The sequence below is a fragment of the Bacillus sp. EKM202B genome (assembly GCF_011066025.1).
Lineage (GTDB): Bacteria > Bacillota > Bacilli > Bacillales > Bacillaceae_G > Bacillus_A > Bacillus_A toyonensis.
In genome coordinates this window covers 1-25,150 of sequence record NZ_JAAMNK010000039.1, presented here as the reverse complement: position 1 = coordinate 25,150, position 25,150 = coordinate 1, and the positions used below count along the sequence as shown (strand labels likewise).

Here is a 25,150-nt window from a genome sequence, read left to right as displayed (position 1 = left end):
AGATAATGCAGCAGTCAAAGGTCAAAAACAAAACAAGGGGGACTTATTTTGAAAAAGATTTCATCTTTATTATTAACTATGCCAATTATTTTAGGGAGTGTTGCTACGATTCCGTATACAAAAGTTTCAGCTGCAACGATGCCATCCAATCAAGAAACATTCAATCTAGAAACATTGAACCAAAAGACAGATCAGGCAATTGCAAATGGAAATTTTGAGGGTCATTTGAGTTATCTCACAGTGTATCTGAATGTGAAAATTGGAAATATCACTGGAGCGGGTTTACAAAATAAGCTTGCAGACCCAGGATTTGCAGCAGCTTTGGCTCAGTGGCAATTGATCTCACAAACAGGTGCTGCAGCAATGAATACGTTCGCTAAAAAAGATGCTGAGCATCAGAAATTTCTTAGCTGGACTATGAAAAATACAGATGTGATGAATACATACCTTGAAGGTGGCAGTCCCACAGGAAACAATCCTGTAAATGCACTTGAGATATGGAATACAATATGGAATGCGGATGCAGATTCTCACCAAGGATTGTATTTAAAATTAGCTATAGCTACATCGTTAGCTCATGCTGAACCTATAAAATATTGGACAAACAATAAACCTATTAATCCATTAACGAGGTATCAACATTATAAATCAGCAGATCAAAATAATGAGTTACTTCCTTGCTTTAGAACATATGATGTTTGGCATTTAAGATTAGTAGTGAATACTTGGTCACCTGAAGAAGATTTAACTTGGGCAAGAAATATGATTAATACGGAACATCCAGATCTTAAAAGCCAAGATAAGATAGGGAAAAGTGCATATTTAATTAAATATGAAGAACATAACAAAGATGGAGTTAGCATTCACGCTGGAAATGATGCATTCTACGGTTTAGGTTGGAATCTTTCTTCCATTTACAGATTTGGCGGGGTATGCGGTAATATTTCAAAGTTTGGTACGCAAGTAAGCCAAGCCTTTGGTGTGGCAGCGATGCCTGTTGGACAACCTGGACATTGCGCACTCATATGGAATGACAACCAATCTTCTTGGCATTTAGGAAATGATATATCCGGATGGGGTGAATCAAATCGTCATGATGTCACTGTTATTCCTTGGTCAGATAATAGCCTGAAAAATCAAGTACCGTACATGTTACTATTTGAAGATGCTGCACGTGATTCAGTAAAACTAGATCAATCAGAGCGATTACGATGGTTAGCGAAGGCGATATCTTCACCAGCTAAGAAAAGTGCAATTTATAAAACAGCTACTAAAATGCTACCAAATAATGTTTTAGTATGGAAAGATTACGTTTCTTTCACGTTACAAAATCCAAATGTAACAGATGCTATGTGGCAAGAATTAAATAACAGTATAGTTTCTGCTTTTGCTAATGAGCCAAGAGCTATGATGGATCTTCTTACTCAAATTAGAAGCCATGTTCTGAATACAGGTGATAGAGCTAAGATTCAGCAATATACTTTAAATATATTAAATGCATTCTCCACAATAACGAATGTCAATCAAAAACAAGTAGCTAATAATATAAAAGCCCAAATGCCAAGTTTAGGGTTGTGCCTTGCTACTTTTAGCTTTGATGGAGTTAATGCAGGAAAATTAATGGGAATTAAAACTGATACGGAATACAGTATTGATGGTGGAAAAACGTATAAAGCTGCTACAAGCAATGATATGCTTCTTAGCAATGAAGAAATCTCAGCAATCAATGCAACGAATGGTATTTTAACAAGAGTGATTGGAACAGAGCAGCCTTTATTAATTCCTATTGAAAAAGCTGGTAAAGTTAAAGTTTCTTCAAATGATGATGCGAATTTAGTTTTTGGTATAGACGGTACGATGGAATTCAGCATCGATCAAGGTTCGAATTGGACAAAATATAATCCAGCTGCTCCTAATTTACCGGATTTAACTGGAAATGTTACTTTAACAGTTAGAAAGTTTGCTGTTGGTTCAAATCCAGCAAGTGATGCTGTTAACTTAAAGTTTACTGATACTACTGTAGTAGGATTGATACCGCATACAAGTTTATCGGTTTCAGGTTTCTCAAGTCAACAAAATGCAAAGGGTGATGCTGCTACAAATGCAGTTGATGGAAACTCTACGACAATGTGGCATACGTTATGGGATGGAAGTGATAAAGCTCCATACATTACGATAAAGCTTAAGGAAATTACTAATATATCGCAATTAGCTTATGTTCCCAGACAAGATGGTGGTTATAATGGTAACATAACTAGTTATAATATATACACAAGTTTGGATGGAGTTAACTTTACAAAGGTTGCTACTGGAAATTGGGAAAATAATAAACTTACAAAGAATGCAAGTTTCAGTAAAGTAGATGCCGGGTATGTAAAGCTTGAAGTGGTATCAGGAAGCGGTGGATTTGCTTCAGCTTCAGAAATAAAATTATATAATAACTAATTGAAAGATGAATGGGGACTGTAGCAAAAGTATTTTATATGTTTGCTACAGTCTTTTTTCTATATATTTTTAAAGCGTAAAGCTGAAATTGATGAATTTGAGGAATTGTAATAGTAAAGGAACTGATTAACGTATAAAAACGTAAGAATTAAATATTCCTACGTTTTTATCTACTTAACTTTTAAATAAACACCTTATTTTTTGAAAAAGTTGAAAGCTCAAATGGAAGTTTTTCTGGTTTGCGATTTGAATCAATATGATATTTTCCAAACCGATTTACATGCGTTGTAATGTAGGGGCTTAAATAACAAATCAATTCTGTATTAAACCCCTCTATTTCACGTACCATAATATTTAATAAAATACATAATCCATAGTCTACATTTTATTTTATGCCTAATTAATCCGCTTAATGGCTACTGTATCTTCAGTTTTGGATACTACTTCATGTAAAATGGACATTTTATTTATATTTTTGATAGATTTCTTGCGAAATATGTACCTAGAGCGGTATTTACATTTAAATGTGATACGATTGTTGTATAGTAGCAAGTATTAAAAGAAAAGTAAATACAAAAAGGGGGCGCATTTCATGTATAACTTACAAGAAGATATGTATGAACAATTGAAAGAGAAAAAGGGGAAGTTACTGTATTTTTACAGAATGGTGTTCCAATACGTGGGCAGATCCTTGCAACGGATAAATTTACCGTTCTTATGATGGTTCATGGTAAGCAACAACTGGTTTACAAACAAGCAATTTCCACTATTATCAAGTAATTCTTTTTCTTTCGAGGGGAGAGGCAAATACAAAAAAAGAAGATTGAGATCAATCTTCTTTAAAGTGAAGGAATAGATGACAGATTACTACTTCAACTTCAAATCAATTATAATTAAGTATGTAATAATGTTCAAGTCATTCGAAATTTTCTCAATTTATTTATATTATTTTTAAATTATAATATAAGTAATTCTTTTTGGGGTTCAGCCGAGATACGTGTAAAAACGGGTCATAGACTGGATTATATTTCTATAATATGACCTTTTGCTGTTTTTATTAGGGGGTATGGTATCTACATTCCTACACAAATTTTGTAGGTTAAATTAGGTTCCATGTCCAGTAGGGGTACGGCAACGATTCCTTCTTTTTGGATCCACTCATAAAAATAACACAAGAGGCAAAACGATATTTATCGTCTTATCCTCTTATCTTTCCGTTAATTCACTGATCCAACTGAAATACAGGTATGGCTGAGATAAGTTCAAAAAAATAGAAAGATCTCATTCAAAAAATCTTATCATGAATGCGGTCTTTCTATTAAAATGCTGTACATTCATTGGCTTTCAAATTAACTCTGTTTTATTAAACCCACAATTTAAACCTTTTTAACAAATTCAGATTTTAATTTCATAGCTCCAAAACCATCAATTTTACAATCAATATCATGGTCTCCATCTACTAAACGGATACTTTTTACTTTTGTACCTATTTTTACGACTGATGAAGTTCCTTTTACTTTAAGGTCTTTAATTACTGTTACAGAATCACCATCGTTTAAGATATTTCCGTTTGCATCTTTAATCACTTTTGTATCTTCACTATTTTCAGTTTCTGATTCTAAAGTCCACTCATGAGCACATTCTGGACAAACAAAAAGATTTCCATCTTCGTAAATGTATTCTGAATTACATTTTGGGCAATTTGGTAAATTAGACATATTTTTATTTCCTCCACTCGTTATCATTCATTCTAAATATATAAAAATTTTTTAATTACCTTTTTACAACTTCGTAAGAATAACAATTACGAAGTTAAAATGTAAGAAGCTTTTCTTATCTGTGTCTCAAGCATCTATTTTTATCGCAGATCATTCAGTTTCTTAATGATCATGTTCGGTGTCGCCCATTCATCACGGTCGAAGTCAAAAATAGACACTTCAATGTTTAAACGTTCTTGAAATTCTACCAATAAAGATACTGTACCAAAAGAATCTAGAATCCCTTCTTCAAATAATTGCACATCTGGGTTATCTTTTACGATATCATTTTCACATACTTCTTCTAAAACATTTAATACTTGATCTTTAAATTCAGACATTTTTTATGCTCCTCTATACCCATGATTTATCATTAATTTTTTCATGGTTTTCTATTTTTTAACACATCATTTAAAAGAATCTGTCCCATCATCATTACAAAGCTACCCCTAGTTTTTGTGTAATAGTTATTCAGATTTAACAAATAATTTTTCCCTGGAACATATGTGATTACAAACCCTTTGTTCTTTTCTTTAGGGAATGGAATGTATATGTTTTTAACATTGGGCTGTATAGCTGGAATGTCTTTCGAAAACAAACCATTTAATTTCGTTAAAAACGTCTTTCCATTAGAGATAGGTTGTATTTTCTCAGCCATGTTAACACCATTTTTGTTTTTACTTGAATCTATTCCCCATACAATTACACCACCAGAAACACAAGAAAAAAATGACACGATTTTTTCATAATTCTCTTTATCATCTTTTGAAAGAACACTAATCGTACAATCTGTTTTACATTGAAATGTAAGGAAGATATTCTCTTCTTGCTGTTTCATGATCATATGTTGGATGTATGAAAAACCTTCTTGTTCAAACCTTGTAAAAATCTTCTCCGCATTCTCCAAAGTAAACTTTCTCCTTCTCTATTTTTTAATAAAATGATTAAAAGAGTAGATCAAATCAAACAAACTTTGTAAGTGAAGTGAATTTTTAAAACTCTAATGCATTTGACTTTTTCTTTATTGTATTCACTTCCCGAGAAAGCCCGGTACATTCATGAAAAGCGAAATGCTTACATCCTATACACTTTATTGTATTCAAATGTCTTAAAGCATAGTTGATGGCTTCTCCGGTATGATCAAAAAAGTTTTCTTCTCCAATCTCAGCGTACAATCCATTCTTATCTAGAGTTGTCTTTAACTCGGATTGAATTCCTGACATGAGAAGTATGCCACCTTGCTTTTTAAAATGCTGAACAATATTCCTAAAGTAAGACTCTCCTGTTGTATCAATAAAAGGAACTTTTCCCATACGCAAAATTAAAACTTTGGGTTTATAATGAATGGTCGCTAAAATGTTTTGTTCAAATGTTTGAGCAGCTCCAAAGAATAACGGTCCTTCTATTGTATAAATACTAATTTGTGGACAATCATGAGCTTTATTTACCACATGTGGTAACAATTTTTCATGCTTCCTTGTATGATCAGGAAGCACTTTAGATATGACAAGTATGTTGCTCATACGTTTTGTAAATAAAATAACAGCTAAAATAAGTCCAATTTCCACAGCTGTTGTCAAACTTGTAAATACAGTCAATAGAAATGTTACAAGTAATACCAGAGAATCCCCCGTTTTCATTTTAAGGATGTGAATAAAATGTTTTTGCTCACTCATGTTCCAAGCTACCACCATTAAAATGGGAGCCATACTAGCAAGTGGAATATGCGAAGCGTATGGAGCTAATAGTAGAAGTGTGAATAACACAAATACCCCGTGAATAATTCCTGACATCGAAGATGTAGCTCCACTCTTAATATTGGTTGCTGTTCGAGCAATCGCTCCAGTTGCCGGAATCCCTCCAAATAACGGGGTAACAATATTGGCAATGCCCTGACCAATCAGCTCTTTGTTACTGTTGTGCTTACTATTTGTCATACCATCTGCCACGACAGCGGATAAAAGAGATTCAATACCACCCAACATTGCAATAACAAATGCAGGGCCAATTAACTGTTTGATACGCTCTACTGTGATTTCTGGTATATCAAATTGAGGAAGTGTATCTGGAATCGTACCATACGCTGTACCAATAGTAGGCACATGGCCTGAGAAAAATACAGTTGCAATGACAGTTGAAATTACAACACCTACTAATGAACCAGGTACTTTGGGTAAAATTTTTGGTGTGATGAGTATAACGAAAAAGCAAATCAAAGCAGTTATAACACTATAAAAATTGGTGGTACTAATATGAGTAAAGATTTCCTGTAGGTTTGCTATAAATTCCTCGTGTTTTTTTATACCTGTTAGACCTAAAAAACTAGCAATTTGTCCCGTAAAGATAATGACGGCAATACCTGACGTAAAACCAATTGTTACAGGACGTGGGATAAATTTAATTAAAGATCCCAGTTTAAAAATTCCCATAAGACATAAGATAATTCCGGCTAACAAACCAGCAAGTAGTAAATTTTCATATCCATAGGTAATGACAATGCCTAAAAGAATTGGAACAAAGGCACCTGTAGGTCCCCCAATTTGATATTTTGAACCACCAAATAGCGAAATGAGTATTCCGGCAATACATGTTGTATAAATTCCATACTCTGGTTTAACACCAGAGGCTATTGCAAAAGACATAGCAAGTGGTATCGCAACAACTCCAACAATCATTCCTGACAGAAGATCCTTTTGAAAATGTCCCAATGAATATCCTTCAAACCTTCCCGTAAATAATCCTCTCATTACAAACCCTTCTTTTCTATTTATAATAAATCTGGATTACAAATGTATTTCTCGTTCCTTTATAGAGGAGATTTTCATTTTTACAAAATAAAACATTATCCTAATATTTACTATACGTTTTTCTTAAATGACGCTCTAATTTACCTACATTTCCACCTTGTTGTACGTAGGATTTCAACCTTTCCGCTAGAAGTTCTCCAGCTCGACTATCTAGCTTCTTCGTATCAATAAACGATGTAATCCTTACCTTATCTGGAGTCATATCTCTACGAAACATCTGTCCTGGGATTTCACTCCAAAAACGATTCCATTCATCTAATAATCCAATTTGATCAAATAAAAAACCTTGAATCCCACATAACCAAGCTGTACAAGCTGTATTTCTTTTTTGACATCCAACTCCATCTTGTAAATGTTGGCATGAAAAACAACAAGAATTCCCGCTTTTAATACAAACTTTACAAACATGATGAGCTCCTATTGAGTGGAAAATTTCAATCCCATGTTGGATGATATCTTCTTTCTTAACTTCACTACTCAACTGCCCCCTCCTTAACTATCGTTTCACTTTCTGTTTCGTCTAGCTCTTCTAACATTGAAATCGTATCGATTAAATGGTTGTTAAAAATCTTCCGTGCAACCACCAGTAAATCTACAATCATAGGGTCTCGTAGAGAATATAAAACTCGTTTTCCATCTTTCGTACCAACGACAATGTTTTTTGAACGTAGTACACTTAATTGTTGAGAAACAGCTGAACCTTCCTTGTTAAGGATGGTTTGAATTTCATTTACACTTCTTTTACCCTCTGACAATAGTTCTAGAATACCTATTCGCAAAGGATGTGATAAAGCTTTAAAAAAATCAGCTTTAAATTGTTGCATTTCATTTCCCATTAAAACACCTTCTTATTTTTAATTAAAAATCCAAAAGTATCATATACATCTTCAGATGTTTGAATATGTATATGATACTTCTAGAAATTCGAAATTTCAATACAAACTTTAAAATGTTTCCCGTAACAAAAACGACGAGTTTTGTAACAAATACTAAATGTGTACATTTTAAACTTTGTTCAGCAATCGGACCATTTTGTGGAATATGCAGGGATTTTTTGAAAAGGTTTCGAAATAGTTATTATACTGAAGTTATTCAAAGAATCTGGAAAATGCAAAAAAGTATATCAATTCTTATAAGTAATGTAAAATTAGAATAGTGGAGAAAGAGAAAGAAATATCAAAAATACAGAGGTGGCTTGCTAAGAGAAGAATTAAAGAAACGTGCAATATCGATGGTCCAAATTCCTAATCATTTTCAACCTCTCATAGAGGAGTATGTTGAGCGAGAGAACGGAGAAGGGGAGGCTATGTTTTCATGGATAAATGAAGAACAAGATGAGGGTATTACTATTGACGTGGATTTATCTGGTAATTTGACTGGTTTATTAATTGATAATAACGATAAAAATTCAGATGTGATTCCTTTAAATATAGAGAAAAAAAGAGAATGTGCTGAACAATTCTTACTTAGCCATTATCCTGAAGCATTAAAAGATTTAACAGACTATAAAACAAAAAAAATTACTTGTGCAGACCGTTTTTACTATGAACAAATTGTAATGGACTTACCGTTAGAACATGCTGGTTGTTATATTGATATAGACCTCGCGGGGAATATTGTTAACTTTACATATCAAGGTGTGAAAAGGGTTCCTGATATTCCGAAAATGTTGATTCCAAAAGAAAAACTGGTTGAACACGTACAAAATAGACTTAATTTTCAACCGACAATTGCAAAGTTGTCTACTGCTACTCATGATGTAGCAGTAGATGGACTCCGTCTTGTGTACGAACCTGAGCAATTTTTTATGAAATATAAAGCTGACGTTTTGAAACCAACGTTAACGATTATACATGACGAAGACGCTCCGCAAACATATGTCTCGCTTACTCCTCCTTCGAGTACGACCGTACGAAAAGATTTATCTATTGAAGATACCATTGGTATTACCAAGAGGATGGAAGTCATTCGTGAAGTAGATATGGGAGAAGAAACGGGCATAGTGTGGCGCGATCGGAACTGGGAGATGAAGGAAGGGGAATTATCTATAGATGGCTTTTTCAAAAGACAGTCAGAAGATACAGTTAAAGCCTTTATTTCCAAGAAAACTGGTAAAATCAGAAGCTTTATGTGGTTTAAGGAACGAAGTGGCGATCTTAGACTTAGTCGTGAGGCATGTTATCAAAAAGCCATTACGTTTTTACAACTGATTGTTCGAGAAAACGAGGAAGAAGATGATTCTTCAATGAAAGAATCATATACATTCCATATGCATAACGGTCATGGTATACCAATTCAACTTGAATTAGTTATGGTTGTTATTAATCGTCAAACAGGACAGGTTGATCATTATAGTGGACCGCGTTTTGATATGGAACAATTGAGCCAAATCCCTTTTGAACCGGTTATTTCTAAAAAAGAAGCAAGTGAAATATTTATCAATCATTTGGATTTTGAATTAGCTTGGAACAAAAATTATGATAGTGAAACAGAATCCTATATCCTTGTTTATCAAGCGTGTGATCGTCATTCTAGGACCTCCATCCAGTACATTGATGCCATGACTGGAGCAGTTATTTCTAATATAGATAAATAACATGTAATGACGTCAAATTGGACAGGTTTAAAGGGACAAAATTAACTAACCAACAACTATGTTTTCTTATTCAACTAAATCTATAGTTAATTAAAAATTAAGTGATTTTAAGATAGTTATTCCATTAAAGGACGCTTTAATGGAGCAACGAAAAAAGCCTAATTTCTCAATTTTAATGAGAAATTGGGCTTTTTATATTTACTTATAGTGCCAAAATAACTCCTAAAGTGACAACCATTATATCAGGATCAAAAGAATATCCCAATAGGGTTTACTCTATTGGGATATTTTGTGCATAGTTAATAAAAAACTGTAATTTTTTTATGATTAATAGCCTTAATCATTAGGAAAGATGTCATACAAATCTCTAGTTGTAAAACACAGCTATTAATCCTTAAAATGTGTCTTATTATGATCTTTACCTCTCTAGGTTAGTCGTATTTTAATGAATCCAAGTTTTTGATAAACATTCCATTTATATGGATATGAATTATTTTGAATGGTTAATATATAAACAGATTTTTCAGTAAGGAGGAACTACATGTGACAGAAAAAGAAAAGGTGATTCAACTGTATCGGGATATATTAGAAGGGAAAATGTTCCGATTTCCTAATCATTTTTTTGTGGGAGATCAAGGAAAGAAATATTTAGCCTACATCACACGTTATTTACTTGAGGAATATTTGAGTATCCCCATAGAACAAATTCCTCATTGCGTGTGCGCAAAAACTTTATGGGATTATCGTTTGCGTCCTCCTGCTCAGCTACATGGATGGAATTTTATCGATATGATGCAAAATGCGTACTCTGGAACATTTCACCCTTTAGAATTTAAACAGGTTTCACATGGATATTGGAAGGGGAAAGAAGGTCGTAAAAGAGCGCTAGAAGCAGTTCGGTATGTCATTGAGGAAAAACACTCTATTCCCATCCAGAAAATTCCTGTGAAAATAAACCGTCATTTTTTTAAACAGAATGGACTTGGGGGTGTTTTTAGTATATTTGGAGATTCTCCATATCACATCATTGAAACTCTCTATCCAAATCAATTTCATCCATGGGAATTTTCAACTGTTCCTATGAATTTTTGGAAGGGGAAAGAAAATGTACTGCAAGCAATGGAGTGGTTGCTTTTTCAAAAAATTGGATTTTATTCCTATCAAGAGGCCCTTCAACGACTATCTTACAAGCATTTTATTAACTATCGAATGACAGGATTGTATCAGATGGCTTTTGAACAACGATTATGTAAGGTAAAACAATGGATAGAAAAACAGATAGAACAGCGTTCCTCATGTGCAAATGAAAACATTAAAAGAGAACTTGTTCAAATCGTTGAGTAAATTTTAAATTAGGTAGGATAGTTTTTATAGATACATGAAAAGATAAGGGTAAGTTTTACTACATTATTTTGGGTAATATTGAATAAAAAGGAAGGAGATGTCTATATTGTTTCGAAACAATCGAAAACGGTTCCGTTTTCATAAAGGAAACCACTATCATATGCAACAACTGCAAGTTAATGGGAAACAAGTTTTGCTCTCTTCTGACTTAAATGAAAATCTACAGGCGCTTCGCTCCATATATGATAATTGCTTTGACGTGGTCTTTCGAACGTTTTTAATTGGTGGACAAACCAAAGGCGTTCTTGTTTATATAGAAGGATTATCGAATAGTGAGGAAATCGATAAGAATGTGCTTCCTCCGCTTATGTCGGAAACAGAAAAGGGTGTTCGTAGTCTTTATGAAATGCTAGAAGAAAAAATACATATTTCAAAGATGAAAGAAGTCAAAACATTTACAGATTGCATAGAACATATATCTATTGGGAATCCTGTACTTCTCATTCATCAAGAAACATCTGGTTTCGCCTTGGGATTAGCCAAGTGGGAAAAGCGATCGATTGAAGAACCGCAAGCAGAGAGTGGTGTGCGGGGGCCACGAGAAGGTTTTGTGGAAACATTGGGAGTCAATACCTCCCTCCTCCGACGAAAAATTAAAAGTCCTCGCCTTAAAATGAAATCGATGAAAATCGGACGCTATACTGATACTCGTGTTGTCATTGCTTACGTAGAAGGGCTTGCAGATCAAACCCTTATTAAGGAAGTCGAAAATCGGTTGCTCCGTATTGAAATAGATAGTGTATTGGAGAGTGGTTATATCGAGGAACTGATTGAAGACAAGTTTTATTCACCATTTCCCCAACTCATCAATACGGAGCGACCGGATGTAGTTGCTGCAAATCTCATGGAGGGTCGTGTAGGAATTTTAGTAGACGGCACTCCATTTGTCTTAATTGCTCCGATTAGCTTTTTTTCCTTACTTCAGTCACCGGAAGACTATTATCAGCGGTTCTTGGTTAGTTCGATTATTCGTCTATTACGCTTTACATTTATGATTTTTTCGCTTCTATTGCCTTCCTTGTATGTAGCGGTTCTTACCTATCATCAAGAAATGGTACCGACACCTTTATTGATTAGTGTAGCATCTTCACGGGAAAGTGTTCCTTTCCCAGCACTTGTAGAGGCATTAATGATGGAGATAACATTTGAAGCGCTGCGTGAAGCAGGGGTCCGACTTCCAAAACAGGTTGGGGCTGCTGTTAGTATTGTTGGAGCTTTGGTTATTGGTCAAGCTGCTGTCCAAGCAGGTTTGGTTTCCCCGCCTATGGTCATTGTTGTCGCGATTACAGGTGTTGCATCTTTTATGGTGCCACACTATACGCAAGGAATTGCGTTACGGATGCTCCGCTTTCCTATTATTTTTCTTGCCGGCTCCCTAGGTTTGTTTGGGATTATGCTTGGGATAATTACCATCATCGTCCACTTATGTACAATGCGTTCATTTGGGGTTCCATACCTTACACCGATCGCTCCGCTGAAAGGTCGTGAGTTGAAAGATACCTTGATTAGAGCTCCATGGTGGATGATGGACACAAGGCCCCATTTAACTGGAGAATTCAACTCAAATCGACAGGATCCTGGACAAAAACCGACCCCTAGTAAAGGAGATGAATCGTAGAATGAAGATGTTAAAAAAAGGATGTGACTAAGGATGACTCCCCTTCTATCTCAAAAGATTATAAAAGCGTTTGCCATTCTTCTCTTTTTTGCGGCTAGCTTCTTGCTAGCTGGTTGCTGGGACAGAAGGGAAATCAATGACACGGCCCTGGTGTTAGGGGCTGCCATTGACAAAGAAAAAGGAAAAAATATCAGGATTACTGTGCAAGTTTTAATTCCTAGAGCCGTGAGTAGTGGGCAGCAGGGATCAGGTGGAGGTGGAGAAGTGGCTCAGGTCTTGGTAAGATCGGCGATTGGAGAAAATATGGCGGATGCTGCGTCAAAGCTCCAGACAAAATTCCCACGTAAAATCTTCTGGGGGCACTGCAAAACGTACATTATCGGAGAAAAGCTCGCTAAAGAAGGAGAAATTCATAAGCAAATTGACTTTTTACTTCGTCATCCCGAACCTCGAGAACGTGCTCATTTGTTTGTCAGCTCTGGGAAAGCAGCTAATATCCTAGAATTAAAACCACCTTTAGAGCAACACATTGGAGAAGTACTCCGAAGGTTATCTGAGCTGCATGTTGGCGCGAATATTACTTTAAAAGATTTTGAACAAATGTTAACAGGTAACGCAGAGGTAGCTCTCTTGCCTTTCATTCAAAAGTTACCTCCATTTGCTGGGGATAAACAAAACGAAACAATTGCTTCTATAATTGGAACAGCTATTTTAAAAAAAAATAAAATGGTTGGCCAAGTTAATACCAAGGTTACAAGAGGAATATTGTGGTTACGAAATGAAATCCAAGTGACTTCAGTTACTGTAAAATGGAAAGAAGGGGGATCTATATCGCTAGACCCTATTCAACGAACCACAAAGCTCGTTCCTACCATTAGGAATGGAAAATGGAAGATCACAGCAAAAATCACAGCAGTGGGTACGATTGTGCAAAATGGGAGTAATCTTGATATTATGAGCCTTAAAATGGGAAGGGAATTAGAAAAAAAATTAGAAAAGGATATCAAACAACGTATAAAATTGTCCCTAAAACAAGTAAAGACAGGAATGAATGCAGACGCTTTTGGTTTCGCAGATGCGTTTCACCGCAAATACCCGAAAGAGTGGGCGAAGGCCAAAAATCATTGGAATAAGGTCCTTCCAAAAGTCGATGTGAAAATAAATATTAAGGTGCGTATAAGTCGACCTGGGTTGTTTACTACACCGGCAGGTTTAAAGAAAGAAGAAGTAGTAGAAATAGAATAAAACAAATAGTAGCATAAATGGCTCTTATTATTTGGTATAAGGCTAAACTGATTTTATTTCACGCATATCTCCTATATTTAAATAATCGATACAGAGGAGAACGATACATGATACAAGAAAAAATAGGATTTATCCAACTTTTTTATATAATGCTGACTTTCGAAATAGGAAGTGCCGTAATCTTTGGATTAGGAGCAGAAGCCAAACAAGATGCCTGGTTAGTAATTCTAGTCAGTATGTTCTGCGGACTAATTTTAATGTGGATGTACACAAAATTATTTGAATATCATCCAGGAGATACACTTATACAAATGATTCCCCAAATTGTAGGTAAGTTTATTGGCTATCCTTTGATTACAATTTACATTCTGTATTTTATTTATATAGCTTCAAGAGTGACAAGAGATTTTGGAGAGCTTATAGCTGGAACTCTTTTGCCTAAAACTCCAATGATTATTGTTATGGGTGGTCTTATGGTTGTAATTGTGTATTGCTTATATGGTGGGGTTGAAGTATTTGGCCGTACTGGGGAAGTATTCTTTCCTGCTCTGCTTCTCATTTCGGTCATAACATGGATTATCATATATAGTTCCCAGATTGCTCATATACAACATCTCACACCTGTATTAGAAAAAGGGATTGTATCAGTATGGAAAGCTGCATTTCCCCTTACCATCACGTTTCCCTTCGGGGAAATGGTAGTATTTATGATGTTTTGGCCGGCATTGCAGGATCAGAAAAAAGTAAAGCAATTAGGAATGACGGTTGTTCTTGCATCTGGCATTTTATTGACTATAAATATGATCAACATTATTTCGGTTATAGGGCCTGATTGGATTAGTAAGGAGACATATCCACTACTCGCAGCAGTGAGATTGTCACATGTCGGAAATTTTATTGAACGAATTGATGCAGTTGTGACGATAACAATGATGGTTGGCGTTTTTTTTAAGGTAGGTTCATTTCTATATGGTGCAGCACTAGGAACTGCCCAGTTGTTTAAAATGAAAAGCTATCGTTCGATGATTGTTCTGTTTGGTGTTAGTATAGTTCCATTGTCCCTTATGATTGCCGACAATTATATGGAACATATAGAAATTGGACTGAAGAAAGTACCACTATTTTTACATATTCCACTTCAAATTGTCATACCAGCTCTGTTATTGGTTATAGCTGCGATTCGAAAAAGAGTACAGTCATAGTTTTGGTTCTAGTACAAAAATAATATAAAAGGGGTCACCATATCATTTCGAGAAAATTGTACGTTAAGAGGTTTATAAAGCTCATGTAGATTTAATAAACGTTTATAAATGTTTTTTAACATATTTGTAAACGTGATAAACCTTGATTTTATAAGGATACAGGCCATGCCCTTAAAGGTATACCTTTATAAACGCTAGTTTATTTTCCCTATTATGAAGGCAATATTTCAGTTGACATTAAAAAAACATTAATTTTCCAATCCTGAATAGTCCTTATTTGGCTGAAAAAGCGAATGAATCCTATGTATATATGAAGTAAGGGAAAAGAGGGATTACTATATATTGAAGCCTCTTTTTCACCCTCGATATAATATATTGTAAAAAATTCGTAATAATATGAATATTTCATATCAAATAAAACATGGGTAATGTATAATATTCGTATCTAAGGGGGTATACAACATGAAGATAATAGACTTAATACAATTTAGAAAGAAAAAAGAGTTAGAAAAAAGATTAGAAAAGCAGATTGTAAATGTCCCTGTAGTGACACAGATTAGTGTAGAGAATGGTGAAGTGAAATTTGAAGTTTCTGTTGAAAGAAAAAACACTTTGATGTAGAGTGAAGTTTAAGCCGTTGGTCTGACCCCATTTGGTGAGACAAAGAAAAAACACCTAGACAACATGTTTCCTATAAGCTATAGGTGACATGTTAGCTAATTTCCTCTGAATCCGTTCATTATTATAGTAGGGGTCACCATACATGCCCATCAACTTAAGAACGAAAGCAGAGTGAACTTTCGCTCATATGAGCGGAAAAACTCTTAAAATACTTTGTATCCTTAAAAATGAGCATACTAAATAAACCTCAAGCAGCCAAATTTCAAAAATTATGCAGCTTTCTTTTGTTTTTTTAATCCATTATACTCATAGACAACACCTAAAATATCAAAGACAGTTTTCTTCTCATATCTGTGAGATTTCCGTCCATTCTTCTGTAGGAGGTGGAACAGACGGATAAGAACCTTTGTTATCTCTTGGGTGTTTTGTTGTATGGCTTGATACAAGATGTGTAAATGATCTTTAATCATTCCAATTGCTTTATATTCACTTAATTCTTTTTGTTTCTTTTGTAAAATTAATTGTCTCATCTTAAACATAGTAGAAGAGCATAGAAAAATGGCAATGAGTTTTCCATAAACATGACATTCTAATCGCTCTTGTTTGATATTTTTCCAATGATGAATTTGAAATAGAGATTTCCAAGTTTTAAAGATGATTTCTATTTGCCAGCGGAGAGAGTAAAAATCATGTATTTGTTCCATCGGAACAATCTCCCAAGGTGTATTGGTAACATATATGTTCATGCCAGCTAATCGTTTGCTTTTTTCTGAATACGTAATCCCTTTTTTACTTTCCGTATACACTTGTTTTTTCATACGCTCACGAATTTGTTTTTCTGTTAATCGATACATAATCACCCTAGTAAATAGTTTTTTGTCCTTTCCGATATAAGCATCTTTGATTTCATAGATTTGTCCGGGTTTTAAGGTATTCATAATGTGTTCTAAATCAACTTTGATGTACTGAGACTGTTTTTTTACTGTCCCATTTCGAAAGTATTCAGGAAATTCATTTTTAATATATACCATATTGTTTAATTTGAGCCTTGATATATAATACACGCCACGTCGGTCCATTTGATCTAAATCATCCAGTGAATAATAGCCTAAATCTCGAATACATAGGTCTCCAGGACGTAATGTTGCTAAACACTCTGTGCCAAATGTTTACTTTCATTTCCCTTAAATATTGACTTTTATCTAATTTCATTGATTTTAAAAAAACACAAAAAATTATACATTCAAATTATTAAAAACAAAAGGGTTCAAAAAAGAGATGGATAAAAAGCAACATTTAATTGAGGTATACCACAAATTACACTAAGATCCATTGGAATTAATAAAGAAGAATAAGATAATGTACTTGATACATTCCGAATCTAATTTTAAGTAGGGTGTTTTTGCCCATCCCCTCGAAAAGGGGGAATAAGGGGTTCAGCCGAGATATATACGTTATCTTAACCAAGAAAATTAAAATATGAATTTAAAAGGGCCCTTACGTTGCATACATATACTCAACGTAAGGGCGAATTATTTTTGGTTTGAAATAAAGCTTGATTAAAAACAACTTAGGGATCTGTGTAGCCGATTTCCTTAACGTATAGAAAATGGGCTTGTTGGTTCGTTACTCGTTAAAAATGTTTGTAAAGCTTCTAGCGGTTATATCAACTTGCATTTTATTTGCTAGAATACCATTTAGCTAACCACTCATTCCATTTATCTGTTTGAATAGTAACGGAAAATATAGTGTTTTTATCAGGCTTGTCAGTAAGACATACGGATGTATCATGAACAGATAAATATTGTCCGTGGTTATTTTTTAAAGAGAAGCTTTCAAATCCATAATTAACAAGTGTCCATACTTGTCCATAAGCGCGAAATTCTGTAACGCCCACCTCACCATTTGCAGATGTAAGATAGGTTGCATTTGCTTCTATGTACACCTTGTTAGATCCTTTTTCAATTGGAATAATTGTAAATATACTTCTATTTTCTGGGATCCAATTAACTGAAGTAGAAATATCCGTACTCCCCTCCCATGTTCGCAAGACGTTATCCCCATTTCTAATTTTCACAGAAATAGAAGAACATTCTTCATTTTTATGTTGTGTAACGACGGCGAGCTTATGTCTTTTTATCTCAGCAAGCTCAGCAGAGGTATAACTAAAAATTCCAGATTCTTTTACTGGATTTGAAGTTATCGTTGCCAGTTTTCGTTTCTCTTCCGGTAGTGCATGAAAAAGTTTCTTTAGGTCAAAAGAAGCACTACCTGGTTTTATATTTGGAAACTCCTGTCTAATAAATTTTAGAGCTAAAGGACCATTCATTTGACCACGATTGTCACTTCTTAAGTAATATGTTTGCCAATTCGTAAGCGCAATACCAGTATTCCCTTCATCTAATTGTTTTTGTGTAATATAATACACATCGCGTTCATATAGATCTGAGGCATCTGGATTTAAGTCCACTATGATACCAGCTTGCTTAATTAGAAGTTGTTGACCATGTTTTATCGTTTTATATTCAACTTTCCCATCTTTATAGAAAATTTTAATTCTCTTAGAAAAGTTTTGGTTTTTATAATAATCATACACACTAATACCAAATTCTCCTTTGTTAAAAGTAGGAGCTTTGTAAGCACGGTTTTCATTGTTAGCTAGATAATCATTTTTAGCACTTTGTTCGGATAAAAAAATAACAAAGGGCTCTTTTAGAAACGTATCATAGGTATCTCCAAATGTTGTAAGAATCGTTTCTCTTGTATCAACGTCTGCTTTCGCTTTATGTTTTGTAAATGGGTTGAAACTGAATACAATCCCTATCGCTATTCCTACAGGGGGGATTTTTTTATACATCTCTTTATCTTCTCCTTCATGGATGTGCTCCTTACTTTCTAATTTATACTATTTCCAACATATTTACATTCATATCGATAAGTTCATCTTAATTTAAATCCCTTTCAAAAGTCTTTCATAAATATTACAAAACCCTTTCATTGCTTCTCATACAAACACTTCAGGACTCTTGTAAGTAATTTTTAAAACTTGGACATACCGATAGGAATAAAATGATTGATACATAAGTAAACCACCGATATATCTTATTAAAATAAAAATTAAGACCCAAAAAACAAGAAAGGTTGGCATTTTGCCAGCCTTTCTTGCTTACTACTTCATTCATTTTACAAATAAAAAGTTTGTTTTGGGGATACTTAAAAATCTTCGGTTAATGAGCATGGGGCCAAGCTGAAAAAATATAGAATATCGAAAAAATCAAAATCTTACAATATATTAATGTAAGACTTTTGTAACATTTATGAAAGAAATTTGAAAGGTTTTTAAACTAAGATGAATTTATAAATGTTGATTTTATATTTTAAATCAATATACGACAGTATTTATATGTTTATTTTTTACAGTGTTACATGTAAGCAATCTAGGCTCAATCTTACTAAGAGAGGACAACAAAAATGAAGAAAAAATTTAAAACAATTGGAATTGGAAAGAAAGTAATTCCTACTGCAGCGGCATTAGGTATTCTTTTTTCTGTCGCTCCTATTGCAGAAAACAAAGCTAGCGCAGGGATAGGTACGGTAATAGATATAAGTATTACTGTATTAGGTGCTGTAGCAAACACTTATGAAGCACTTGGAATAAGCCCAGGGGATCGAGACCCTGGCACTCACATTGATGTATATGCAGAAAATGAAACTTACCAAGCTCCTAGTTTTACATCTGGGGAATTTAATATTTCCATGTATCATACACAAGGTGATTCGAATTTTCTTAAACCAGTTAAAGTACGCTATCCAAATGGAAAAATTGAAATTCATCAACTCAGATCTGGGCAGCAGCTTAAAATTACTGAAGCAGGTGCAATTATAGATTTAAACCCTAATGGAGCAAATGTCTCAGAACACGATCTTCTTTACATTACACAAGCACAATTAGACGAAGGAAAGACCGGAGTTGTGATGAATCAAGGCCAACATGCATTTGTAGAAAAAGCATCTGGTAAAAACCCAAGATTTCTTGGTCCACTTTACAAAAAATATTCCGGCGACTCCTTTGGCGATTGGACGGTGATTGCTAGAAATTCGGATTACCTATATGGTCAGATAGAAAATAAATTATCAGATAAGCAAAAACAATTGATAACATTGACTTCAAAGCCAGTATCTAAAGATGTCCTTGACAACTATGTTAATAATGACCCTAAAGCTCGTGCAGATTTTTATGATCGATTATCTGATGTATTGGCGGAGCGTACTCACGTCCTAGAGACATCTATTGATATAGAATTCACTAACCTAAATCATGGTAACCCTTATCAAATTATCCCTTATAAAAAAGGAACGAATAAAGTAATCGTAAAAACAGGTTCAAAATATCTTTCAGGAAAAGAAGAAAAAAATCTTCAATATTCCGATTCACTTGGTGACGATGAAGTATTTGAACTCGTTCAGACAGGAAATAATCACGACGGTAAATTCCAGTTCCATTTAATAAATAAAAATGGCGTACGTTTGTCTGGGAATTCTTACATCCAACAATTCGGTTCTGATTGGAGTTTCAGTTCTGAACTTCGTTTTACAAAAAGCAACAATGAAATTCACAATTGGTTAATAGAGTGGTATCCGGGTAAAGAAAATGAGAGACAGAAGTATGACAAAATAGAGATGATAAAGAATGAAAAGGACCCTACTAAATATAGTGCAAAAGATTCTTCTGGAAATGTAATAAAGAACAGTTGGGTAAATCGCGAGAATCAGTATTTCTTTGCAGATGCTGAAGGAGTCCTTTTGACAGGCTGGCAAGACATTAAGGGGAAGACTTATTATTTCCACCCGACTGATGGTTACATGGTTACTGTAAATGGATCTGAAATCGATGGGAAGTACTACAACTTCAATGATGATGGTTCCTTGCAACGATCAACCTGGAAAGGTGATACTTATTCCGATACTGATGGAGTGGTTATTAAAGAAGGCTTGAAAGATATAGATGGTAAAATTTATTATTTCCAAAATTACAATGTAAATAAAAAGGAAATACGTCTAGAAGATCGAGATTTCATTCTTCACTTTTCTGACAAAGGCGCACTTGAGAGAGTTTCTAATCTAAAGGGAGAAGCTATAAACAGCATTGTTAATGTTGGGTTTGACAACAAAGTATTAGCATTTAATAAAGACGGTTCGATTTTGAAAACAGGGATCAACAAAAGTGAGGGAATAATAGAATATTATAGTTTAGAAGATGGATCTTTCCATACCGGTTGGAAAATGATAGACGGTAAAAGATACTATTTCACAAATGGTCACAATACTACGTTCAATGATTATAAAGACATTGACGGAAAAAAATATTATTTCAATGAAGACGGATCAGTTAATAAAACAGGGTTCGAAAAAATAGATGGTAAGCTATACCACTTTGACAAGAACGGCGAAGCACAAACGGGTTGGCAAACTATCGATAATAAATATTATTACTTCGATGAGAAAGGGGCAGCTAAAACAGGATGGTTCAAAGTTGATGGTGGATTTAGACCTTCTCCGCTTGCATACGGATACCTTAAGTATTGTGCTAGAGAAGATGGTTCACTTTATGCAGACGGTTGGTTTAAAATCGACGGTAAAGATGAGCACTTTGACAAGTGGGGACATTACATGCCATACTAAAATAATAACCTGATGATAGCAAGGGAATGCTTGTATGCTGATATGTACTGCATTCCCTTGTTGTATGTATGCTATATTTAGCTCGAAACGGCAAAAAATATTGTACGTTAAGGGAAAATTTCACATACAAAAAAGACGATTCAAGTATAAATGAATAATAAGATTATAAAAAACTAAAATAAATTTTTAGAGATTATAGGAGTGTGTCAGCAATGATCGTAACAACAACTAATACTATTCAGGGTAAAGAAATTATTGATTATATAGACATCGTAAACGGTGAAGCAATTATGGGGGCAAATATCGTACGCGACATCTTCGCTTCTGTTCGTGACGTTGTAGGTGGCCGTTCTGGTGCTTATGAAAGTAAATTAAAAGAAGCTCGTGACATTGCGATGGAAGAAATGAAACAACTTGCAACGCAAAAAGGAGCAAATGCAATTGTTGGTATCGATGTAGACTACGAAGTGGTTCGTGACGGAATGTTAATGGTTGCGGTAAGCGGTACAGCTGTACGTGTGTAAATAGATAGAAAAGTAGCACCTCTAATTGTTAGACATAACTAATAATTAGAGGTGCAGTTTTTTATGGCCAAATATTTTTTGAAAACGAAATTAGATGCATAGATAGCACTCGTTATTAATAGTTTTCCTAATAACCATTTCGTTTTATTGTACGATAAAGGATTCATCGACTCTCCATGAATCGTTTGTTGATTTAAGATGATGCCGTATTTTCTCTTCTAATTGAGGCCCATATTGATGAACTCAGCGCATAATCGTTGTGTGAGCAATTGATAATCCTCTTTCCTCCATCATTTCCACCAGGTTACGAAAGCTCAAATTGTACCGTAGGTACCACCTTACTGTTAATAATATTAATTCCGGTTGATAATGCTTCCATTTGAACAAATTTTCCTTTTCCATACTGATCACACACCTTTTATAGAGTAGTAATCTCAGTATATCCAAGTTTAAGAGATTTTTTGCACCAGAACCGATGGGAGATATGAGGGTTAGCTAAAATAGTTCGATAAATTTACGTGCTGCTTTGGAAAGATATCGTTGTTTAAGCCAAACTAATGCTATCTCTGATTGAAGAGAGGAATCTAGGATATCCAACACTTTAATTTCAATATTACGGAATGTAGATACTGAAGATTTAGGAAGTATACTTGCTCCAATTCCAGCTTCAACTAAAGAAAGAAGTATATTAATATCTGGGCATTCGCAAAAAATATTTGGCTGGAATTCGAATCGTTCACATTCTTCTATAATTCTTTCATACATTCCCTCTCCCTTCGTTCTGTGGACTAGCAATAAAGGTACGTCTTCAATCTCTTTCATTTGAATAACTTCTTTTGAATGGAAATCCCCCCAATTTTTCGGTACCACAAAAACAAATGATTCCGTTCCCAAAGGAATCATAGAAAGACCTTCCATTTCTAAAGGAAGACGAACAATGGCAAGTTCGATATTGCGTTTTTCCAACTGTTTACTCACTTCAACTGGATCTCCTCCCCGCAGTTTAAATGAAATCATTGGATAGTTTTCATGGAAATATTTAATTCTTTTAGGCAGATAAGAAACACATGAGACAACTATACCAACGGATAGAGAACCTCTAATTCCTTCACCAGCTTCTTTTACTTCTAATATCGACTCCTCAAATAAATTTAAAATATTCTGGGCTTTTTTATATAGAATTTTGCCAGCCTCAGTGAGTTCCATGGTCTTCCCATTTCTTTTTCGTTCTAATAGTACGGAACCAATCTCTTCTTCCATAAGTCGAAGTTGCTGACTTAATGGAGGTTGTGCCATGTGAAGTTTTTTGGCAGCACGAGAAATTTGCCCTTCTTCAGCAATCATAAGAAAATAGCGTAATTGTCTTATGTCCATCGTTTACCTCCAATATATATGATTTTTATATATATAAACAACATTATAGATATTTTCTATATAATTATAGAGGTGATAATATGAGTAAGCAAATAAAATAAATCAAGCATGGGTTTTAATGTTTGTCTGATGAGAAAGACAAACACGTAGGAGCTTAATATTATATGGGAGGTGGAAATATTGGATAAACCCCAATTATGGACAAGGGATTTCATCAGTATTGCCATTACTAATTTTCTCGCGTTTGCAACATTTTATTATTTGTTGGTTACACTGCCGATATATGCTTTACAAGAATTGCATGGTACCGAATCTGAAGCAGGACTTATTACTACAGTTTTTTTAATTGCATCCATCCTAACACGCCCATTTGCAGGTAAATGGATCGAAAAATCAGGAAAGTTTATTGTTTTTATAAGTTCCCTGCTGGTACTTTTCGCAGCTTCAATGTTGTATTTTATTCCACACTCTATGATTGGTTTACTAATTCTTCGCTTTTTTCATGGAATTGGCTTTGGAATGGCAACAACGGCCATTGGAGCAATTGTTGCCGATCTAATCCCGGAATCCCGCATAGGAGAAGGGATGGGGTATTATGGACTAACGCTAAATCTTGGTATGGCTATTGGTCCCTTTTTAGGTTTGACTGTTATGCAACAAGCAGGGACGAATTTAATGTTTATCATAAATGCATTATGTTCTCTCTTTGCACTCGTTGCAGGATTATTCGTTAAATTACCTAAGAAAACTGTTATGTTAGATCGGAAAATTGAACAAAAAACAAATATGAAAATTGGAAATTTTTTAGAAACTTCCGCCATTCCTGTATCATTGATTTCAGCTTTCTTTGCACTGATTTATTCAGCAATAGTTTCTTTTGTATCTATATATGCTAAAGAACATAGTTTAGTGGAAGCTGCTGGTTATTTCTTTGTTGTGTACGCAGTGGTCCTTTTAATTTCTCGGCCTTTTAGTGGAAAATGGTTTGATTTATTCGGGGCAAATATTATAATTTATCCCGCTATTTTATGCTTTGCAGTCGGTACATTCTTATTGAGTGTATCGAATACATCCTTGTTATTTCTTTCAGCAGCAGCCCTTATTGGATTGGGTTGGGGAACCATGTTTCCCAGTCTTCAAACTATTGCCATTCAAGTAGCACCTCCCAAAAAGAGAGTATTGGCTACGGCTACATTCCTTTCTTTATTCGATTTTGGGTTCGGCATTGGATCATTTATCTTTGGTATTGCAGCAGCTAAAATTGATTATGGCTCATTATATTTTTATTGTTCATTCCTTATAATAATCGGAATTGGTGTTTACTATTTACTGCATGATAGAATAAATTCACGTTCTATTGTGAAAAAAGAAAAGGTTTCTTAGGGTATTTTTTCTTAAGGTATTTTTAATTTATGAAATATAATGGAGTGGAGGTAATAGAAATCTTTAGTGCGATAAGACGCTGACATAAAGGGGCCGGAATTCCTTGTGAAATGGAATCCGGTTTTTTCATTACTTTTCTTCCTACGATTTTTCCCGTTTCGTGATGTGACCTTATACCCATCAAGCTAAGATATTCATTGTTCCCCAAAACAAAAAAACGAGATGAATTCTCATAAATAACTGTAGAAGCATAAAATTTTCGTTTTGGGGATACTTCAAAATCTTAGCTTGATGGGCATGTGTGTTTACCCCACATCCATCAACTTAAGGTATATTTTTATACAAAATGTGTTCTTTCCATATAGTTTTTTATTATCTTTTCTGGATTTTATAAAAGTTGGCATATCAAATAAACCCTGACGGGCTTCAATTTTTTTACTATGCTACCTGATGAGTAGAAGTGGTATACTCATATACAACACCCAAAACATA

Annotated in this window: 18 protein-coding genes and 3 pseudogenes; 11 read left to right on the top strand and 10 right to left on the bottom strand. The window is 34.4% G+C overall.

Features of this window, described 5'->3' with window-relative positions; all coding sequences use genetic code 11:
* The first annotated feature begins 48 nt into the window (after positions 1 to 48).
* Together G9F74_RS26460 and hfq are read left to right on the top strand one after the other, a co-directional pair.
* Positions 49 to 2,445 carry a discoidin domain-containing protein gene (locus G9F74_RS26460; protein WP_165406326.1) on the top strand — a complete coding sequence of 799 codons (2,397 nt, stop codon included), beginning with the start codon at positions 49 to 51 and terminating at the stop codon, positions 2,443 to 2,445.
* Positions 2,446 to 3,037: 592 nt separating this feature from the next.
* Positions 3,038 to 3,225 (top strand): annotated as a pseudogene (gene hfq, locus G9F74_RS26455) (RNA chaperone Hfq).
* Between the two features lie 596 nt (positions 3,226 to 3,821).
* Here the strand turns inward: hfq and G9F74_RS26450 are convergent.
* The 6 genes from G9F74_RS26450 to G9F74_RS26425 all read right to left on the bottom strand — a co-directional run bounded on the left by G9F74_RS26450 (position 3,822) and on the right by G9F74_RS26425 (position 7,845).
* Positions 3,822 to 4,163, bottom strand: coding sequence for a zinc ribbon domain-containing protein YjdM (locus tag G9F74_RS26450; protein ID WP_000067655.1), 342 nt, complete (start codon positions 4,161 to 4,163; stop codon positions 3,822 to 3,824).
* Between the two features lie 140 nt (positions 4,164 to 4,303).
* Positions 4,304 to 4,543 carry a D-alanine--poly(phosphoribitol) ligase subunit DltC gene (dltC, locus tag G9F74_RS26445; RefSeq protein WP_165406325.1) on the bottom strand — a complete coding sequence of 80 codons (240 nt, stop codon included), beginning with the start codon at positions 4,541 to 4,543 and terminating at the stop codon, positions 4,304 to 4,306.
* Positions 4,544 to 4,584: 41 nt separating this feature from the next.
* Positions 4,585 to 5,109: a hypothetical protein gene (locus G9F74_RS26440; RefSeq protein WP_165406324.1), complete on the bottom strand. Its 525-nt coding sequence runs from the start codon at positions 5,107 to 5,109 to the stop codon at positions 4,585 to 4,587.
* Between the two features lie 85 nt (positions 5,110 to 5,194).
* Positions 5,195 to 6,949, bottom strand: a complete 1,755-nt coding sequence (locus tag G9F74_RS26435; protein WP_016107075.1) for a SulP family inorganic anion transporter — start codon at positions 6,947 to 6,949, stop codon at positions 5,195 to 5,197.
* 100 nt (positions 6,950 to 7,049) lie between these two features.
* Positions 7,050 to 7,490 carry a hypothetical protein gene (locus tag G9F74_RS26430; RefSeq protein WP_016107076.1) on the bottom strand — a complete coding sequence of 147 codons (441 nt, stop codon included), beginning with the start codon at positions 7,488 to 7,490 and terminating at the stop codon, positions 7,050 to 7,052.
* Positions 7,483 to 7,845, bottom strand: coding sequence for an ArsR/SmtB family transcription factor (locus tag G9F74_RS26425; protein WP_016107077.1), 363 nt, complete (start codon positions 7,843 to 7,845; stop codon positions 7,483 to 7,485). Before G9F74_RS26425 ends, G9F74_RS26430 begins: the two co-directional genes overlap by 8 nt.
* A gap of 359 nt (positions 7,846 to 8,204) precedes the next feature.
* On the opposite strand from G9F74_RS26425, the gene G9F74_RS26420 reads away from it, so the two are divergent.
* The 6 genes from G9F74_RS26420 (at position 8,205) to G9F74_RS26395 (ending at position 15,695) form a co-directional block, all read left to right on the top strand.
* Positions 8,205 to 9,605, top strand: a complete 1,401-nt coding sequence (locus G9F74_RS26420) for a YcdB/YcdC domain-containing protein (RefSeq protein WP_165406323.1) — start codon at positions 8,205 to 8,207, stop codon at positions 9,603 to 9,605.
* 543 nt (positions 9,606 to 10,148) lie between these two features.
* Positions 10,149 to 10,949: a DUF4046 domain-containing protein gene (locus G9F74_RS26415; RefSeq protein WP_165406322.1), complete on the top strand. Its 801-nt coding sequence runs from the start codon at positions 10,149 to 10,151 to the stop codon at positions 10,947 to 10,949.
* Between the two features lie 160 nt (positions 10,950 to 11,109).
* The gene (locus G9F74_RS26410; RefSeq protein ID WP_050570007.1) at positions 11,110 to 12,627 is read left to right on the top strand and encodes a spore germination protein; all 1,518 of its coding nucleotides are present in this window, start codon (positions 11,110 to 11,112) and stop codon (positions 12,625 to 12,627) included.
* A 33-nt stretch (positions 12,628 to 12,660) separates the two neighbouring features.
* Positions 12,661 to 13,872, top strand: coding sequence for a Ger(x)C family spore germination protein (locus G9F74_RS26405; RefSeq protein ID WP_165406321.1), 1,212 nt, complete (start codon positions 12,661 to 12,663; stop codon positions 13,870 to 13,872).
* Positions 13,873 to 13,979: 107 nt separating this feature from the next.
* Complete coding sequence (locus tag G9F74_RS26400; RefSeq protein WP_016107082.1) at positions 13,980 to 15,074, top strand: GerAB/ArcD/ProY family transporter; 1,095 nt, start codon at positions 13,980 to 13,982, stop codon at positions 15,072 to 15,074.
* A 462-nt stretch (positions 15,075 to 15,536) separates the two neighbouring features.
* Complete coding sequence (locus tag G9F74_RS26395; protein WP_165406320.1) at positions 15,537 to 15,695, top strand: hypothetical protein; 159 nt, start codon at positions 15,537 to 15,539, stop codon at positions 15,693 to 15,695.
* A gap of 269 nt (positions 15,696 to 15,964) precedes the next feature.
* Here G9F74_RS26395 and G9F74_RS26390 read toward each other — a convergent pair.
* Both G9F74_RS26390 and G9F74_RS26385 read right to left on the bottom strand, forming a co-directional pair.
* Positions 15,965 to 16,864 (bottom strand): annotated as a pseudogene (locus G9F74_RS26390) (IS4 family transposase); the annotation flags it as partial.
* Positions 16,865 to 17,373: 509 nt separating this feature from the next.
* Positions 17,374 to 18,552 (bottom strand): hypothetical protein, encoded by a 1,179-nt coding sequence (locus G9F74_RS26385; protein ID WP_165406319.1) that lies wholly within the window; start codon positions 18,550 to 18,552, stop codon positions 17,374 to 17,376.
* A gap of 614 nt (positions 18,553 to 19,166) precedes the next feature.
* Here G9F74_RS26385 and G9F74_RS26380 point away from each other — a divergent pair.
* Together G9F74_RS26380 and G9F74_RS26375 are read left to right on the top strand one after the other, a co-directional pair.
* Positions 19,167 to 21,377 (top strand): N-acetylmuramoyl-L-alanine amidase family protein, encoded by a 2,211-nt coding sequence (locus tag G9F74_RS26380; protein ID WP_165406318.1) that lies wholly within the window; start codon positions 19,167 to 19,169, stop codon positions 21,375 to 21,377.
* Positions 21,378 to 21,589: 212 nt separating this feature from the next.
* On the top strand, positions 21,590 to 21,901 hold the full coding sequence (locus G9F74_RS26375) for a heavy metal-binding domain-containing protein (protein WP_046958446.1): 312 nt from the start codon (positions 21,590 to 21,592) through the stop codon (positions 21,899 to 21,901).
* A gap of 153 nt (positions 21,902 to 22,054) precedes the next feature.
* On the opposite strand, the pseudogene G9F74_RS26370 reads toward G9F74_RS26375, so the two are convergent.
* Together G9F74_RS26370 and G9F74_RS26365 are read right to left on the bottom strand one after the other, a co-directional pair.
* A pseudogene (locus G9F74_RS26370) lies at positions 22,055 to 22,303 on the bottom strand (transposase domain-containing protein); the annotation flags it as partial.
* A gap of 93 nt (positions 22,304 to 22,396) precedes the next feature.
* Positions 22,397 to 23,275, bottom strand: a complete 879-nt coding sequence (locus G9F74_RS26365; RefSeq protein ID WP_165406317.1) for a LysR family transcriptional regulator — start codon at positions 23,273 to 23,275, stop codon at positions 22,397 to 22,399.
* A gap of 180 nt (positions 23,276 to 23,455) precedes the next feature.
* Here G9F74_RS26365 and G9F74_RS26360 point away from each other — a divergent pair, with 180 nt between their 5' ends.
* The gene (locus tag G9F74_RS26360) at positions 23,456 to 24,658 is read left to right on the top strand and encodes an MFS transporter (RefSeq protein ID WP_165406316.1); all 1,203 of its coding nucleotides are present in this window, start codon (positions 23,456 to 23,458) and stop codon (positions 24,656 to 24,658) included.
* The last annotated feature ends 492 nt before the right edge of the window (positions 24,659 to 25,150 follow it).